Origin of the sequence: Bacillus sp. EE-W1, from assembly GCF_009760835.1 — a bacterium.
In the GTDB taxonomy this organism is placed as follows: Bacteria; Bacillota; Bacilli; order Bacillales; family Bacillaceae_G; genus Bacillus_A; species Bacillus_A wiedmannii.
The window spans coordinates 29,810-44,293 of sequence record NZ_WIPE01000005.1; the positions used below are offsets into that span (position 1 = coordinate 29,810).

Annotated in this window: 24 protein-coding genes; all 24 read left to right on the forward strand. The window is 40.9% G+C overall.

Annotation, left to right across the window (positions count from 1 at the left end; genetic code table 11):
• Positions 1-193 precede the first annotated feature (193 nt).
• The 24 genes from fusA (at position 194) to secY (ending at position 14,454) form a co-directional block, all read left to right on the forward strand.
• Positions 194-2,272, forward strand: coding sequence for an elongation factor G (gene fusA, locus GFJ36_RS00485; protein WP_000196381.1), 2,079 nt, complete (start codon positions 194-196; stop codon positions 2,270-2,272).
• A gap of 117 nt (positions 2,273-2,389) precedes the next feature.
• The gene (tuf, locus tag GFJ36_RS00490) at positions 2,390-3,577 is read left to right on the forward strand and encodes an elongation factor Tu (RefSeq protein ID WP_001029617.1); all 1,188 of its coding nucleotides are present in this window, start codon (positions 2,390-2,392) and stop codon (positions 3,575-3,577) included.
• A 398-nt stretch (positions 3,578-3,975) separates the two neighbouring features.
• Positions 3,976-4,284 (forward strand): 30S ribosomal protein S10, encoded by a 309-nt coding sequence (rpsJ, locus tag GFJ36_RS00495; RefSeq protein ID WP_001040595.1) that lies wholly within the window; start codon positions 3,976-3,978, stop codon positions 4,282-4,284.
• Positions 4,285-4,318: 34 nt separating this feature from the next.
• A complete protein-coding gene (gene rplC / locus GFJ36_RS00500) occupies positions 4,319-4,951 on the forward strand; it encodes a 50S ribosomal protein L3 (RefSeq protein ID WP_000160209.1) in 633 nt (210 codons plus the stop codon).
• Between the two features lie 25 nt (positions 4,952-4,976).
• On the forward strand, positions 4,977-5,600 hold the full coding sequence (gene rplD / locus GFJ36_RS00505) for a 50S ribosomal protein L4 (protein ID WP_001127258.1): 624 nt from the start codon (positions 4,977-4,979) through the stop codon (positions 5,598-5,600).
• Complete coding sequence (gene rplW, locus GFJ36_RS00510) at positions 5,600-5,890, forward strand: 50S ribosomal protein L23 (protein WP_001205558.1); 291 nt, start codon at positions 5,600-5,602, stop codon at positions 5,888-5,890. The genes rplD and rplW overlap by 1 nt, the downstream gene beginning before the upstream one ends.
• Before the next feature lie 28 nt (positions 5,891-5,918).
• Complete coding sequence (gene rplB, locus GFJ36_RS00515; RefSeq protein ID WP_000511583.1) at positions 5,919-6,749, forward strand: 50S ribosomal protein L2; 831 nt, start codon at positions 5,919-5,921, stop codon at positions 6,747-6,749.
• A 60-nt stretch (positions 6,750-6,809) separates the two neighbouring features.
• Positions 6,810-7,088: a 30S ribosomal protein S19 gene (rpsS, locus tag GFJ36_RS00520; RefSeq protein WP_000124454.1), complete on the forward strand. Its 279-nt coding sequence runs from the start codon at positions 6,810-6,812 to the stop codon at positions 7,086-7,088.
• A gap of 17 nt (positions 7,089-7,105) precedes the next feature.
• On the forward strand, positions 7,106-7,447 hold the full coding sequence (rplV, locus tag GFJ36_RS00525; RefSeq protein ID WP_001148024.1) for a 50S ribosomal protein L22: 342 nt from the start codon (positions 7,106-7,108) through the stop codon (positions 7,445-7,447).
• 3 nt (positions 7,448-7,450) lie between these two features.
• Entirely contained in the window at positions 7,451-8,110 is a 660-nt protein-coding gene (rpsC, locus tag GFJ36_RS00530) for a 30S ribosomal protein S3 (RefSeq protein ID WP_000529958.1), read from the forward strand.
• Position 8,111: 1 nt separating this feature from the next.
• The gene (rplP, locus tag GFJ36_RS00535; protein ID WP_000928969.1) at positions 8,112-8,546 is read left to right on the forward strand and encodes a 50S ribosomal protein L16; all 435 of its coding nucleotides are present in this window, start codon (positions 8,112-8,114) and stop codon (positions 8,544-8,546) included.
• A complete protein-coding gene (gene rpmC, locus GFJ36_RS00540; RefSeq protein WP_000855718.1) occupies positions 8,536-8,736 on the forward strand; it encodes a 50S ribosomal protein L29 in 201 nt (66 codons plus the stop codon). Before rplP ends, rpmC begins: the two co-directional genes overlap by 11 nt.
• A 20-nt stretch (positions 8,737-8,756) precedes the next feature.
• Positions 8,757-9,020 (forward strand): 30S ribosomal protein S17, encoded by a 264-nt coding sequence (gene rpsQ, locus GFJ36_RS00545; protein WP_000004106.1) that lies wholly within the window; start codon positions 8,757-8,759, stop codon positions 9,018-9,020.
• Between the two features lie 43 nt (positions 9,021-9,063).
• Positions 9,064-9,432: a 50S ribosomal protein L14 gene (rplN, locus tag GFJ36_RS00550; RefSeq protein WP_000615912.1), complete on the forward strand. Its 369-nt coding sequence runs from the start codon at positions 9,064-9,066 to the stop codon at positions 9,430-9,432.
• A 38-nt stretch (positions 9,433-9,470) separates the two neighbouring features.
• The gene (rplX, locus tag GFJ36_RS00555; RefSeq protein ID WP_000558201.1) at positions 9,471-9,782 is read left to right on the forward strand and encodes a 50S ribosomal protein L24; all 312 of its coding nucleotides are present in this window, start codon (positions 9,471-9,473) and stop codon (positions 9,780-9,782) included.
• 26 nt (positions 9,783-9,808) lie between these two features.
• Complete coding sequence (rplE, locus tag GFJ36_RS00560; RefSeq protein WP_001080829.1) at positions 9,809-10,348, forward strand: 50S ribosomal protein L5; 540 nt, start codon at positions 9,809-9,811, stop codon at positions 10,346-10,348.
• Between the two features lie 33 nt (positions 10,349-10,381).
• Complete coding sequence (gene rpsN, locus GFJ36_RS00565) at positions 10,382-10,567, forward strand: 30S ribosomal protein S14 (protein ID WP_001085700.1); 186 nt, start codon at positions 10,382-10,384, stop codon at positions 10,565-10,567.
• 29 nt (positions 10,568-10,596) lie between these two features.
• Positions 10,597-10,995, forward strand: coding sequence for a 30S ribosomal protein S8 (rpsH, locus tag GFJ36_RS00570; protein WP_000245511.1), 399 nt, complete (start codon positions 10,597-10,599; stop codon positions 10,993-10,995).
• 32 nt (positions 10,996-11,027) lie between these two features.
• The gene (gene rplF, locus GFJ36_RS00575; RefSeq protein ID WP_000086550.1) at positions 11,028-11,567 is read left to right on the forward strand and encodes a 50S ribosomal protein L6; all 540 of its coding nucleotides are present in this window, start codon (positions 11,028-11,030) and stop codon (positions 11,565-11,567) included.
• Positions 11,568-11,598: 31 nt separating this feature from the next.
• The gene (rplR, locus tag GFJ36_RS00580) at positions 11,599-11,961 is read left to right on the forward strand and encodes a 50S ribosomal protein L18 (protein WP_000628818.1); all 363 of its coding nucleotides are present in this window, start codon (positions 11,599-11,601) and stop codon (positions 11,959-11,961) included.
• A gap of 21 nt (positions 11,962-11,982) precedes the next feature.
• The gene (gene rpsE / locus GFJ36_RS00585; RefSeq protein ID WP_000554646.1) at positions 11,983-12,483 is read left to right on the forward strand and encodes a 30S ribosomal protein S5; all 501 of its coding nucleotides are present in this window, start codon (positions 11,983-11,985) and stop codon (positions 12,481-12,483) included.
• Between the two features lie 13 nt (positions 12,484-12,496).
• Positions 12,497-12,679, forward strand: coding sequence for a 50S ribosomal protein L30 (gene rpmD, locus GFJ36_RS00590; protein ID WP_001085232.1), 183 nt, complete (start codon positions 12,497-12,499; stop codon positions 12,677-12,679).
• Between the two features lie 33 nt (positions 12,680-12,712).
• A complete protein-coding gene (rplO, locus tag GFJ36_RS00595) occupies positions 12,713-13,153 on the forward strand; it encodes a 50S ribosomal protein L15 (protein ID WP_000766083.1) in 441 nt (146 codons plus the stop codon).
• Positions 13,153-14,454 carry a preprotein translocase subunit SecY gene (gene secY / locus GFJ36_RS00600; RefSeq protein ID WP_000490119.1) on the forward strand — a complete coding sequence of 434 codons (1,302 nt, stop codon included), beginning with the start codon at positions 13,153-13,155 and terminating at the stop codon, positions 14,452-14,454. Before rplO ends, secY begins: the two co-directional genes overlap by 1 nt.
• Positions 14,455-14,484 lie beyond the last annotated feature (30 nt).

A 14,484-nucleotide genomic window follows, 5' to 3' on the forward strand; every position in this document is an offset into this window, starting at 1 on the left:
AAATGTAAGCATAAACCGCTTTATTTGTCGCTTATGGAAGTGTGGAGAGGGAGAATGCCTCTCCCTTTCGTTGGGCGCTCGTTTTACATAATGAGGGTACTGGACATACTGACATGTGTAACAATATAAAGTGGCTTTTTTGCTACTTAAAATAAAAAAATCCAATCCATATATGGAAGGAGCAAGACACCAAATGACAAGAGAGTTCTCTTTAGAAAACACTCGTAATATTGGTATCATGGCTCACATCGATGCTGGTAAAACAACAGCAACTGAGCGTATTCTGTATTATACAGGACGTATTCATAAAATCGGTGAAACTCATGAAGGTGCATCTCAGATGGACTGGATGGAGCAAGAGCAAGAGCGTGGTATCACAATTACTTCTGCTGCAACTACAGCTCAATGGAAAGGTCACCGTGTAAACATCATTGACACTCCAGGACACGTAGACTTCACAGTAGAAGTAGAACGTTCTTTACGCGTACTTGATGGTGCGGTAGCAGTACTTGATGCACAATCTGGTGTAGAACCACAAACAGAAACTGTTTGGCGTCAGGCTACTACTTACGGTGTACCTCGTATCGTATTCGTTAACAAAATGGATAAGATTGGTGCGGATTTCTTATACTCTGTAGGAACAATCCACGATCGTTTACAAGCAAACGCACACCCAATTCAGTTACCAATTGGTGCTGAAGATGAGTTCAATGGTATCATTGACCTTGTTGAGGAATGTGCTTACATGTACGGTAACGATTTAGGAACAGACATCGAGCGTGTTGAAATTCCTGAAGAGCATAAAGAATTAGCTGCAGAATACCGTGGAAAACTTATCGAAGCGGTAGCTGAGCTTGATGAAGAAATGATGATGAAGTACCTAGAAGGTGAAGAAATCACTGTAGAAGAGCTTAAAGCTGGTATCCGTAAGGCTACAACTTCTGTAGAATTCTTCCCAGTAATCTGTGGTTCTGCATTCAAAAATAAAGGTGTTCAAATTCTGTTAGACGCAGTTATCGACTACCTACCATCTCCATTAGACGTACCAGCTATTAAAGGTACTCTTCCGGATACAGATGAAGAAATCGAACGTAAGTCTAGCGATGAAGAACCATTCGCAGCTTTAGCATTCAAAATCATGACTGACCCTTATGTTGGTAAGTTAACGTTCTTCCGTGTGTATTCTGGTGTGTTAAACTCTGGATCATACGTGAAAAACTCAACTAAAGGTAAGCGTGAGCGTGTAGGTCGTATCCTACAAATGCACGCTAACAGCCGTGAAGAGATTTCAACAGTTTACGCTGGTGATATCGCTGCTGCTGTAGGTTTAAAAGATACTACTACTGGTGATACTCTTTGTGATGAGAAGAGTCTTGTTATCCTTGAGTCTATGGAATTCCCAGAGCCAGTTATCTCTGTAGCTATCGAACCAAAATCTAAAGCTGACCAAGATAAAATGGGTACAGCATTATCTAAGCTTTCTGAAGAAGATCCAACATTCCGTGCTCACACTGACCAAGAAACTGGCCAAACAATCATCGCTGGTATGGGTGAACTTCACCTTGATATCATCGTTGACCGTATGCGCCGTGAATTCAAAGTGGAAGCAAACGTTGGTGCTCCTCAGGTAGCATACCGTGAGACTTTCCGCGCTGCTGCGAAAGTTGAAGGTAAGTTCGCTCGTCAATCTGGTGGTCGTGGACAATTCGGTCACGTTTGGATTGAGTTTGAACCTAATGAAGAAGGTAAAGGTTTTGAATTCCAAAACAAAATCGTCGGTGGTGTAGTTCCACGTGAATACATCCCAGCTGTTGGAGCGGGTCTTGAAGACTCACTTAAAAATGGTGTACTAGCTGGTTATCCACTAGTTGACATCAAAGCTGCGTTAGTTGACGGATCTTACCATGATGTCGATTCATCTGAGATGGCGTTCAAAATCGCTGCATCTATGGCACTTAAAGCTGCGGTTTCTAAATGTAGCCCAGTAATTCTTGAGCCAATGATGAAAGTTGAAGTTGTAATTCCTGAAGAGTACATGGGTGACATTATGGGCGACGTAACATCTCGTCGTGGACGTGTAGAAGGTATGGAAGCTCGCGGTAACGCACAAGTTGTTCGTGCTATGGTTCCACTTTCTGAAATGTTCGGTTATGCAACGGCATTACGTTCTAACACTCAAGGACGCGGAACATTCTCAATGACATTTGATCATTATGAAGAAGTACCGAAGTCTGTTTCTGAAGAAATTATTAAAAAAAATAAAGGTGAATAATTGATTTTTATCGATTGTTCAAGTATAACTACTTATGTAAGCTTAGAAAGTGGGACGTAAGTTTCACTTTCTAGTCTAAATATAAAATAACCTATATAAACTAAGGAGGAATTTAGAATGGCTAAAGCTAAATTCGAACGTTCTAAACCCCATGTTAACATCGGTACAATCGGCCACGTTGACCATGGTAAAACTACATTAACTGCTGCGATCACTACAGTTCTTGCAAAAGCTGGTGGTGCTGAAGCACGCGGATACGATCAAATCGACGCTGCTCCAGAAGAAAGAGAGCGCGGAATCACAATCTCAACTGCACACGTTGAGTACGAAACTGAAACTCGTCACTATGCACACGTTGACTGCCCAGGTCACGCTGACTATGTTAAAAACATGATCACTGGTGCTGCTCAAATGGACGGCGGTATCTTAGTAGTATCTGCTGCTGATGGCCCAATGCCTCAAACACGTGAGCACATCCTTCTTTCTCGTCAAGTAGGTGTTCCTTACATCGTTGTATTCTTAAACAAATGCGACATGGTAGACGACGAAGAATTATTAGAATTAGTAGAAATGGAAGTTCGCGACCTATTATCTGAATACGGATTCCCAGGCGACGATATTCCTGTAATCAAAGGTTCTGCTCTTAAAGCTCTTCAAGGAGAAGCTGATTGGGAAGCAAAAATCATTGAATTAATGACTGAAGTTGATGCTTACATCCCAACTCCAGAACGTGAAACTGACAAACCATTCTTAATGCCTATCGAGGATGTATTCTCTATCACAGGTCGTGGTACAGTTGCAACTGGTCGTGTAGAGCGCGGAATCGTTAAAGTTGGTGACGTAGTAGAAATCATCGGTCTTGCTGAAGAAAATGCTTCTACAACTGTAACTGGTGTAGAGATGTTCCGTAAACTTCTTGACCAAGCTCAAGCTGGAGACAACATCGGTGCTTTACTTCGTGGGGTTGCTCGTGAAGACATCCAACGTGGACAAGTTCTTGCTAAAACTGGCTCTGTAAAAGCTCACGCTAAATTCAAAGCTGAAGTTTTCGTATTATCTAAAGAAGAAGGTGGACGTCACACTCCATTCTTCGCTAACTACCGTCCTCAGTTCTACTTCCGTACAACTGACGTAACTGGTATCATCCAATTACCAGAAGGTACTGAAATGGTAATGCCTGGTGACAACATCGAAATGACTATCGAACTTATCGCTCCAATCGCTATCGAAGAGGGAACTAAATTCTCTATTCGTGAAGGTGGACGTACAGTAGGTTACGGTGTAGTTGCTACTATCGTTGAGTAATCTTAACTGATATAAAAAAACCAAGGGATTTTCCCTTGGTTTTTTTGTTTGTATTTATATAAGGAATGAAATGATTTTTTTATGTTTTGACGAGTTTCTTCTATAGTAATACAAAATCAATAAACTAAAATCCAGAAACTGTAAAACAGATTCTGTGAGATGAAAACTTGAAATTCTTTAAAGTGCCATGTATAATAGCAAAAGTAGAGAAAAGCAGATGCAAACAAAAAGATGCTTGCATCTAGACGAATAACATTGTATAATAGACAATGTTGGTCTTTGACTGCGATGAAGTGGAAGGTTGCTGACACACCCGGCCGCTTTGCCATGGCATGGTGTGGGGAAATTTCCATGGAGAAGGTCTATTTTAGAAATAGGCGAACGAAGGAGGGAAAATAATGGCAAAAGAAAAAATTCGTATCCGTTTAAAAGCTTATGATCACCGTATTCTTGATCAATCAGCTGAGAAAATTGTAGAAACAGCTAAGCGTTCTGGGGCAACAGTTTCTGGTCCGATCCCATTACCAACTGAGAAGACTATTTACACAATTCTTCGTGCTGTTCATAAGTACAAAGATTCTCGTGAGCAATTCGAAATGCGCACACACAAACGTTTAATCGATATCGTGAGTCCTACTCCACAAACAGTAGATTCATTAATGCGTTTAGACTTACCGTCTGGTGTAGATATCGAAATCAAACTATAATTCATATAACTTAAAAATGTAGGAGGTGTAACTCATGACCAAAGGAATCTTAGGAAGAAAGATCGGTATGACTCAAGTATTTGCTGAGAACGGTGAGTTAATCCCAGTAACAGTTATCGCTGCTAATCCAAACGTTGTTCTTCAAAAGAAAACAACTGAAACTGATGGCTACAATGCAATCCAGTTAGGATTTGAAGATAAACGTGAAAAGTTAACTAACAAACCTGAACAAGGCCACACTGCTAAAGCATCTACAACTCCTAAGCGCTTCATTCGCGAAATCCGCGATGCAGACGTGGACGGATTAGAGGTTGGTCAAGAGGTAAAAGTTGAAGTTTTCGCTGCAGGTGAAATCGTTGACGTAACAGGAATTTCTAAAGGTAAAGGTTTCCAAGGTGTTATCAAACGCCACGGACAATCTCGCGGACCTATGTCTCATGGTTCTCGCTATCACCGTCGTCCAGGTTCAATGGGCCCAGTTGCTCCGAACCGTGTATTCAAAGGCAAAAAACTTGCTGGACGTATGGGTGGAGACCAAGTTACTATCCAAAACTTAGAAATCGTTCAAGTTGACACTGAGCGCAACTTATTACTAGTAAAAGGTAACGTTCCAGGTGCTAAGAAATCTCTTGTAGTTGTTCAAGGCGCTGTGAAGGTTAGCAAATAATTCACAATAGGAAGGAGGAATTCCAATGCCAAAAGTTACTGTATATAACCAAACTGGTTCACAGGTTGGTGAAATCGAATTAGCTGAAGCTATTTTCGGTATCGAACCAAATGAAGCTGTACTTTTCGAAGCTGTAATGATGCAACGTGCATCTTTACGTCAAGGTACACACAAAGTAAAAACTCGTTCTGAAGTTCGTGGTGGTGGTCGTAAACCATGGCGTCAAAAAGGAACTGGACGTGCTCGTCAAGGGTCTATCCGCTCTCCTCAATGGCGTGGTGGTGGTACGGTATTCGGACCTACACCAAGAAGCTATGCGTACAAACTTCCTAAGAAGGTTCGTCGTTTAGCAATCAAATCTGCATTAGCTACTAAAGTAGTTGAGAACAACATTGTAGTTCTTGAAGACCTAGTGTTAAATGCACCAAAAACAAAAGACATGCTAGCAGTACTTAAAGGATTAACTGTTGAGAAGAAAGCTCTTATCGTAACTGCTGATGCAAACGAATCTGTAGAGTTATCTGCTCGCAATATCCCTGGAGTAACAGTAATCACTGCTGATGGCGTAAACGTTTTAGACGTGCTTCATCATGATAAGCTAATCATGACAAAAGCGGCAGTGGAAAAAGTAGAGGAGGTGCTTGCATAATGAGAGATCCTCGTGATATCATTAAGCGCCCAGTTATCACTGAACGTTCTATGGAAATGATGGCTGAAAAAAAATACACGTTCGATGTGGACGTTAAATCTAATAAAACAGAAGTTAAAGATGCTCTTGAAGCGATCTTTGGTGTTAAAGTAGAAAAAGTGAACATCATGAACTACAAGCCGAAAGCAAAACGCGTTGGTCGTCACGCTGGTTTTACTAGCCGTCGTCGTAAAGCAATCGTTAAGCTAACTGCTGACAGCAAAGAAATCGAAATCTTCCAAGGTGTTTAATTCTTACTAAAGAAGGAGGGAAATTGAGATGGGAATTAAAAAGTATAATCCAACTACTAACGGTCGTCGTAATATGACTACGAATGATTTCGCTGAAATCACGACTGACAGACCAGAAAAGTCATTACTTGCTCCTTTAAGCAAGAAGGCTGGTCGTAATAACCAAGGTAAAATTACTGTACGTCATCAAGGTGGCGGACATAAGCGTCAATACCGTATCATCGACTTTAAGCGTAACAAAGATGGAATTCCAGGACGCGTTGCTACGATCGAATACGATCCAAACCGCTCTGCGAATATCGCATTAATTAACTACGTTGACGGTGAAAAACGTTACATTCTTGCTCCTAAATCTTTAGAAGTAGGTATGGAAGTTATGTCTGGCCCAGAAGCTGACATCAAAATCGGTAACGCATTACCATTAATCAACATTCCAGTAGGTACTGTTGTTCATAATATCGAGCTTAAGCCTGGTCGTGGCGGACAATTAGTTCGTTCTGCTGGTACTTCTGCTCAAGTACTTGGTAAAGAAGGTAAATACGTACTTGTACGTTTAACTTCTGGTGAAGTACGTCTTGTATTATCTGCTTGTCGCGCTTCAATCGGTCAAGTAGGTAACGAACAGCATGAACTTATCAAAATCGGTAAAGCAGGTCGCTCTCGCTGGTTAGGTAAACGCCCAACAGTTCGTGGTTCTGTAATGAACCCGGTTGATCACCCACACGGTGGTGGTGAAGGACGTTCTCCAATCGGACGTAAGTCTCCAATGTCTCCATGGGGTAAACCAACTCTTGGATTCAAGACTCGTAAGAAAAACAAAGCGTCTGACAAATTCATCGTTCGTCGTCGTAAAAAATAATGGGATTGTAGTACGGTTCATTTCTAGAACCGTACGCCAATCACGAAGGGAGGCACCAAAATGGCTCGTAGCTTAAAAAAAGGACCATTTGTCGATGATCACTTAATGAGCAAAATGGAAAAATTAGTTGCATCTGAGCAAAAACAAGTTGTTAAAACTTGGTCTCGCCGTTCAACAATCTTCCCTCAGTTCATCGGACACACAATCGCTGTATATGATGGTCGTAAACACGTACCTGTGTACATCACTGAGGATATGGTTGGCCATAAGTTAGGTGAATTCGCACCAACTCGTACGTATAAAGGTCACCTTGCTGACGATAAGAAAACTAGAAGATAATGAGAGGAGGCACTTCAATGCAAGCTAAAGCAGTAGCGAGAACAGTTCGTATTGCTCCTCGTAAAGTTCGTTTAGTAGTAGACTTAATCCGAGGTAAGCAAGTGGGTGAAGCGATTGCTATCCTTAACCACACACCAAAAACTGCTTCTCCAGTTGTAGAGAAAGTTTTAAAATCTGCAATCGCAAATGCAGAGCACAATTATGAGATGGATATTAACAACCTAGTTGTTGAAAAAGTTTTCGTTGACGAAGGTCCAACGTTGAAACGTTTCCGTCCACGTGCAATGGGTCGTGCAAGCCAAATTAACAAACGCACAAGCCACATTACAGTTGTGGTATCAGAAAAGAAGGAGGGATAATCGATGGGTCAAAAGGTTAATCCAATTGGTCTTCGTGTCGGCGTTATCCGTGACTGGGAATCTCGTTGGTTCGCAGAGAAAGATTATGCTACATTACTACATGAAGACATCAAAATCCGTGAGTACATTACTGTACGCTTAAAAGATTCTGCTGTTGCTAAAGTAGAAATCGAACGTGCAGCAAATCGTGTAAATGTTACAATTCACACTGCAAAACCTGGTATGGTAATTGGTAAAGGTGGTACTGAAGTTGAAGCACTTCGTAAAGCTCTTAACCAATTAACAGGCAAGCGTGTACACATCAACATTTTAGAAGTTAAGAGAGCTGATCTTAACGCTAAATTAGTAGGCGAAAACATCGCTCGTCAATTAGAAAACCGTGTATCATTCCGTCGTGCACAAAAGCAAGTTATTCAACGTGCTATGCGTGCAGGTGCTAAAGGTATTAAAACACAGGTTTCTGGTCGTCTTGGCGGAGCTGATATCGCTCGTGCAGAATCTTACAGTGAAGGAACTGTTCCACTTCATACACTTCGCGCTGATATTGACTATGCAGCAGTTGAAGCTGATACAACATACGGTAAATTAGGCGTAAAAGTATGGATCTACCGTGGAGAAGTCCTTCCTACAAAAAAGAAAGCTTCTGAGGAAGGAGGAAAATAATATGTTAATGCCAAAACGCGTAAAATATCGTAGAGAGCATCGTGGTAAAATGCGTGGTCGTGCAAAAGGTGGAACTGAAATTGCTTTCGGTGAATTCGGTTTACAAGCACAAGCTGCTTCATGGATTACAAACCGTCAAATCGAAGCTGCTCGTCGTGCAATGACTCGTTACATGAAACGTGGCGGTAAAGTATGGATTAAAATTTTCCCTTCTAAACCTTACACTGCAAAACCTCTAGAAGTACGTATGGGTTCCGGTAAAGGGGCACCAGAAGGCTGGGTAGCAGTAGTAAAACCTGGGAAAATTATGTTCGAAATCGCGGGTGTATCTGAAGAGGTAGCACGCGAAGCATTACGTCTTGCAGCTCACAAGTTACCTGTGAAATGTAAATTCGTAAAACGTGAAGAAAATGGTGGTGAATCTAATGAAAACTAATGATATTCGTGAATTAACCACTGCCGAAATCGAAACAAAAGTTAAAGCTTTAAAGGAAGAATTGTTCAATCTTCGCTTCCAACTTGCTACAGGACAATTAGAGAATCCAACTCGCATTCGTGAAGTGCGTAAAGCAATTGCTCGTATGAAAACTGTAGTTCGTGAAAGAGAGATCGGAATTAATCGATAAATTGAGGGGAGGTTTGCATAGTGAGCGAACGTAACCAACGCAAAGTTTATACTGGTCGTGTTGTGTCTGACAAAATGGACAAAACGATTACAGTTTTAGTTGAAACTTACAAAACTCATTCCTTGTACGGAAAACGTGTTAAGTATTCTAAGAAGTACAAAGCCCATGATGAGCAAAACCAAGCGAAACTTGGCGATATCGTTAAAATCATGGAAACTCGCCCGCTTTCTGCTACTAAGCGTTTCCGTTTAGTTGAAATCGTTGAAGAAGCGGTTATTATCTAAATAGACGAATCGGAATTTTTAGTCCGAAGGGAGGTTTCATAACATGATCCAACAAGAATCTCGTTTGAAAGTTGCTGACAACTCTGGTGCACGTGAACTTTTAACAATTAAAGTATTAGGCGGCTCTGGTCGTAAATATGCTAACATTGGTGACATTATCGTTGCTACGGTAAAACAAGCAACACCAGGTGGCGTTGTTAAAAAAGGTGACGTTGTTAAAGCAGTAGTGGTACGTACGAAGAGCGGAGCTCGTCGTCCGGACGGTTCTTATATCAAATTTGATGAAAACGCAGCGGTTATCATCAAAGACGATAAGAGCCCACGTGGTACTCGTATCTTCGGACCAGTAGCTCGTGAATTACGTGATAGCAACTTCATGAAGATCGTTTCTTTAGCTCCAGAAGTTCTATAATTTAAGGTATTGCCTTGCTAAGGAGGTGCAGAATTAAGATGCATGTAAAAAAAGGTGATAAAGTACAGGTAATCACTGGAAAAGACAAAGGAAAACAAGGCGTTATCCTTGTGGCTTTCCCAAAGCAAAACCGTGTTATCGTTGAGGGTGTTAACATCGTTAAAAAACACTCTAAGCCATCTCAATTAAATCCACAAGGTGGAATTATTACTAAAGAAGCACCTATTCACGTTTCTAACGTTATGGTTTTAGATCCGAAAACAGGTGAACCTACTCGCGTAGGCTTCAAAGTAGAAGATGGTAAAAAAGTTCGTATTGCAAAAAAATCTGGTGAATTATTAGATAAATAATTTTCTTAAGAAAGGAGGTCACTTCATTGAATCGCCTTAAAGAGAAGTTCCAAAAGGAAATTACTCCTGCTCTAGTGAGCAAGTTTAACTATAAATCTGTGATGGAAGTACCGAAAATCGAAAAGATCGTAATCAACACTGGTGTTGGTGACGCGGTATCTAACTCAAAAGCTTTAGACAATGCAGTAGAAGAATTAACACAAATCGCAGGTCAAAAACCTGTTGTAACTCGTGCTAAAAAATCAATCGCTGGTTTCCGTCTTCGTGAAGGTATGCCAATCGGTGCGAAAGTAACTTTACGCGGCGAGCAAATGTATGAGTTCTTCGACAAATTAGTATCAGTTTCTTTACCACGTGTACGTGATTTCCGTGGTGTTTCTAAGAAATCATTCGATGGTCGTGGGAACTACACATTAGGTGTTAAAGAGCAACTTATCTTCCCTGAGATCGATTATGATAAAGTAAGCAAAGTCCGCGGTATGGACATCGTAATCGTTACTACAGCGAAAACTGATGAAGAAGCTCGTGAACTTTTAACACAATTCGGTATGCCATTCCAAAAATAATGGAAACCAACGCTAAGTAGAGGAGGCGAAAACGTGGCTAAAAAATCTATGATAGCGAAACAAAAGCGTACTCCTAAGTTTAAAGTACAAGAGTATACACGTTGCGAACGCTGCGGTCGTCCGCATTCTGTATACCGCAAATTTAAGCTTTGCCGTATTTGTTTCCGTGAACTTGCATATAAAGGTCAAATTCCTGGTGTTAAAAAAGCTAGTTGGTAAAACCCACAAATGGGAAGGAGGTAAAACACATGGTGATGACAGATCCAATTGCAGACATGCTTACTCGCATCCGTAATGCGAACATGGTACGTCATGAGAAATTAGAGGTTCCTGCTTCTAAAATCAAAAAAGAGATCGCTGAACTTTTAAAACGTGAAGGTTTCATTCGTGATGTAGAATACATCGAGGATAACAAACAAGGTATCCTTCGTATTTTCCTGAAATATGGTGCAAACAATGAACGTGTAATCACTGGATTAAAACGTATCAGTAAACCTGGCTTACGCGTTTACGCTAAAGCTGATGAAGTACCACGTGTACTTAACGGATTAGGTATCGCTCTTGTTTCTACATCTAAGGGAGTAATGACAGACAAAGACGCTCGTCAATTACAAACTGGTGGAGAAGTAGTAGCATACGTTTGGTAATATATATTTAAAACGAACGGAGGTGTGACCACATGTCTCGTATTGGTAAAAAGATTCTTGAAATCCCTGCAGGTGTTACTATTACAATTGCAGAAGACAATACTGTAGCAGTAAAAGGCCCTAAAGGTGAATTAACTCGTAAATTCAATGCTGATATGTCTATCAAAATTGAAGAAAATACACTAACAGTTGAGCGTCCATCTGAACAGAAGGAACACCGTGCATTACACGGTACAACTCGTGCTTTAATCGGAAACATGGTTGAAGGTGTAACTACAGGTTTCGCACGCGGACTTGAATTAGTCGGTGTTGGTTACCGTGCTCAAAAACAAGGAGATAAACTTGTATTAAGCGTAGGTTATTCTCATCCAGTAGAAATGACTCCGGAAGCAGGTCTTGAAGTTGAAGTACCTGTACCAACTAAAATCGTAATCAAAGGTATCGACAAGCAACGTGTTGGCGAATTTGCTGCTAACATCCGTGCTGTACGTGCTCCTGAGCCTTATAAAGGTAAAGGTATTCGTTACGAAGGCGAAGTTGTTCGTCGTAAAGAAGGTAAAACTGCTAAGTAAACCCGTTAGGTGAGAGAAAGGAGTGACAAGAATGATCACTAAAGCTGATAAAAATGCGACTCGTAAGAAAAGACATGCACGTGTACGTGCTAAACTTACTGGTACTGCAGAACGTCCACGTTTAAACGTGTTCCGTTCTAACCAACATATTTACGCTCAAGTTATTGATGATGTAAATGGTGTAACGTTAGTAAGTGCATCTACTCTTGATAAAGACCTTGCTCTTAACGGTACTAGCAATACTGAAGCTGCTACGAAAGTAGGAGAATCAGTTGCTAAGCGTGCTGTAGAGAAAGGCGTTAAAGAAGTAGTATTCGATCGCGGTGGTTACTTATACCATGGCCGTGTTAAAGCTCTAGCTGAGGCTGCTCGTGAGGCTGGATTACAATTTTAATGGTCAAAGGAGGGAAAATTGATGCATCGCATTGACCCAAGTAAATTAGAACTTGAAGAACGTGTAGTTACGATAAATCGTGTCGCGAAAGTTGTTAAGGGTGGTCGTCGTTTCCGCTTTGCTGCACTAGTTGTAGTTGGCGATAAAAACGGTCATGTTGGATTCGGTACTGGTAAAGCACAAGAGGTACCAGACGCAATCCGCAAAGCTATCGAAGACGCTAAGAAAAACTTAATCGCTGTACCATTAGTTGGTACAACAATTCCACACACAATCAACGGTCATTTTGGAGCTGGTGAAGTATTCTTAAAACCTGCTGCTGAAGGTACTGGTGTTATTGCTGGTGGACCTGTTCGTGCGGTACTTGAATTAGCTGGTGTACAAGATATTCTTTCGAAATCTCTTGGTTCTAACACACCAATCAACATGATTCGCGCTACTGTGAACGGATTAAGCGAACTTAAGCGCGCTGAAGATGTTGCAAAATTACGCGGTAAATCTGTAGAAGAGCTACTAGGTTAAGGAGGGAAAACAAATGGCGAAAAAGTTAGAAATTACCCTCACTCGTAGTGTAATTGGTCGTCCACAAGATCAACGTGCGACGGTAGAAGCTTTAGGTCTTAAAAAGTTGAATTCAACTGTAGTTAAGGAAGAAACTCCTGCTATTCTTGGTATGATCAACAAAGTTTCTCACCTTATAACTGTAACAGAAGCTTAAGGATAACTCATTAATATAAGGAGGTGCCTGGGAATGAAACTTCATGAATTAAAACCTGCAGAAGGTTCTCGTAAAGTACGTAACCGTGTCGGTCGTGGTATCGGTTCTGGTAACGGTAAAACTGCTGGTAAAGGTCATAAAGGACAAAACGCACGTTCTGGTGGCGGTGTTCGTCTTGGCTTCGAAGGTGGTCAAACTCCATTATTCCGTCGTTTACCAAAACGCGGCTTCACAAACATTAACCGTAAAGAGTTTACTATTGTAAACTTATCAACGTTAAATCGTTTTGAAGATGGTACAGAAGTAACACCTGAATTATTGCTGGAAACTGGCGTTATCAGCAAGTTAAACGACGGTGTTAAAATTCTTGCAAGCGGCGCAGTAGAGAAAAAATTAACTGTTAAAGCGCACAAGTTCTCTTCAAGTGCTAAAGAAGCAATTGAAGCAGCTGGCGGATCAGTTGAGGTGATCTAATGTTTCGTACAATCTCCAACTTTATGCGCGTTGCTGAGATAAGACGTAAAATATTATTCACTTTAGCGATGTTAATCGTATTCAGAATTGGCACGTTTATCCCAGTGCCATTTACAAATGGAGACGTACTGAAAGCACAAGATCAATTAAATGCCTTAGGTATCCTAAATACATTTGGCGGTGGCGCCTTGAAAAACTTCTCCATCTTCGCGATGGGAATCATGCCGTATATTACAGCATCCATCATCGTGCAATTATTGCAGATGGATGTTGTTCCTAAATTTTCGGAATGGTCGAAGCAAGGTGAAATGGGCCGTCGTAAACTAACGCAATTCACGCGTTACTTTACAATTGTTCTTGCGTTTATTCAGGGGTTTGGTATGTCAATTGGTTTTAATGGTATGGTAGGTGGGCAATTAATTTTGAATCCTGGTTGGAGCACTTATTTATACATTGCTACGGTACTGACTGCTGGTACTGCATTTTTAATGTGGTTAGGTGAACAGATTACAGCTAAAGGTGTAGGTAATGGTATTTCCATCCTTATCTTTGGCGGTATTGCCGCAGCGATCCCAAGTGTTATATCTCAAGTGTATCAACAACAGTTTCAAAATATCGGAGATCAATTGTTCATGAGTATCGTTAAAGTTGCATTGATCTTACTAGCTGTGCTAGCGGTTATTGTTGGTGTTATTTTCATTCAACAGGCTGTTAGAAAGATCCCAATTCAATATGCGAAGCGTGTAACAGGAGGGAATGGGAATCATGCTGGAGCACAAAACACACATTTACCCCTTAAGGTAAATAGTGCGGGTGTTATTCCAGTCATTTTTGCTGTTTCATTCTTAATTACGCCTCCAACTATTGCACAGTTCTTCCCGAATCATGATGTATCGCAGTGGATCATTGCAAACTTTAACTATTCTCACCCAGTGGGAATGATCATATATGTTGCGCTCATTGTAGCCTTCACATATTTCTATGCGTTTGTTCAGGTTAATCCAGAGCAAATGTCAGAGAATCTAAACAAACAAGGTGGATATGTTCCAGGTATTCGTCCGGGTAAGAATACGGAACAATATCTAACAAAAATCTTGTATCGTTTGACCTTTGTAGGATCAATTTTCCTAGCAGCGATTGCAATCTTACCAGTTATCTTTACGAAATTGGGAAATCTTCCTCCATCTGCACAGATTGGTGGAACGAGTATGTTAATCGTTGTCGGCGTTGCTTTAGAAACAATGAAGCAGCTAGAAAGTCAACTGGTAAAACGCCATTACAAAGGGTTTATCAAGCAATGAGTAAGTGGGAAGAATTGTCTTCCCTACATG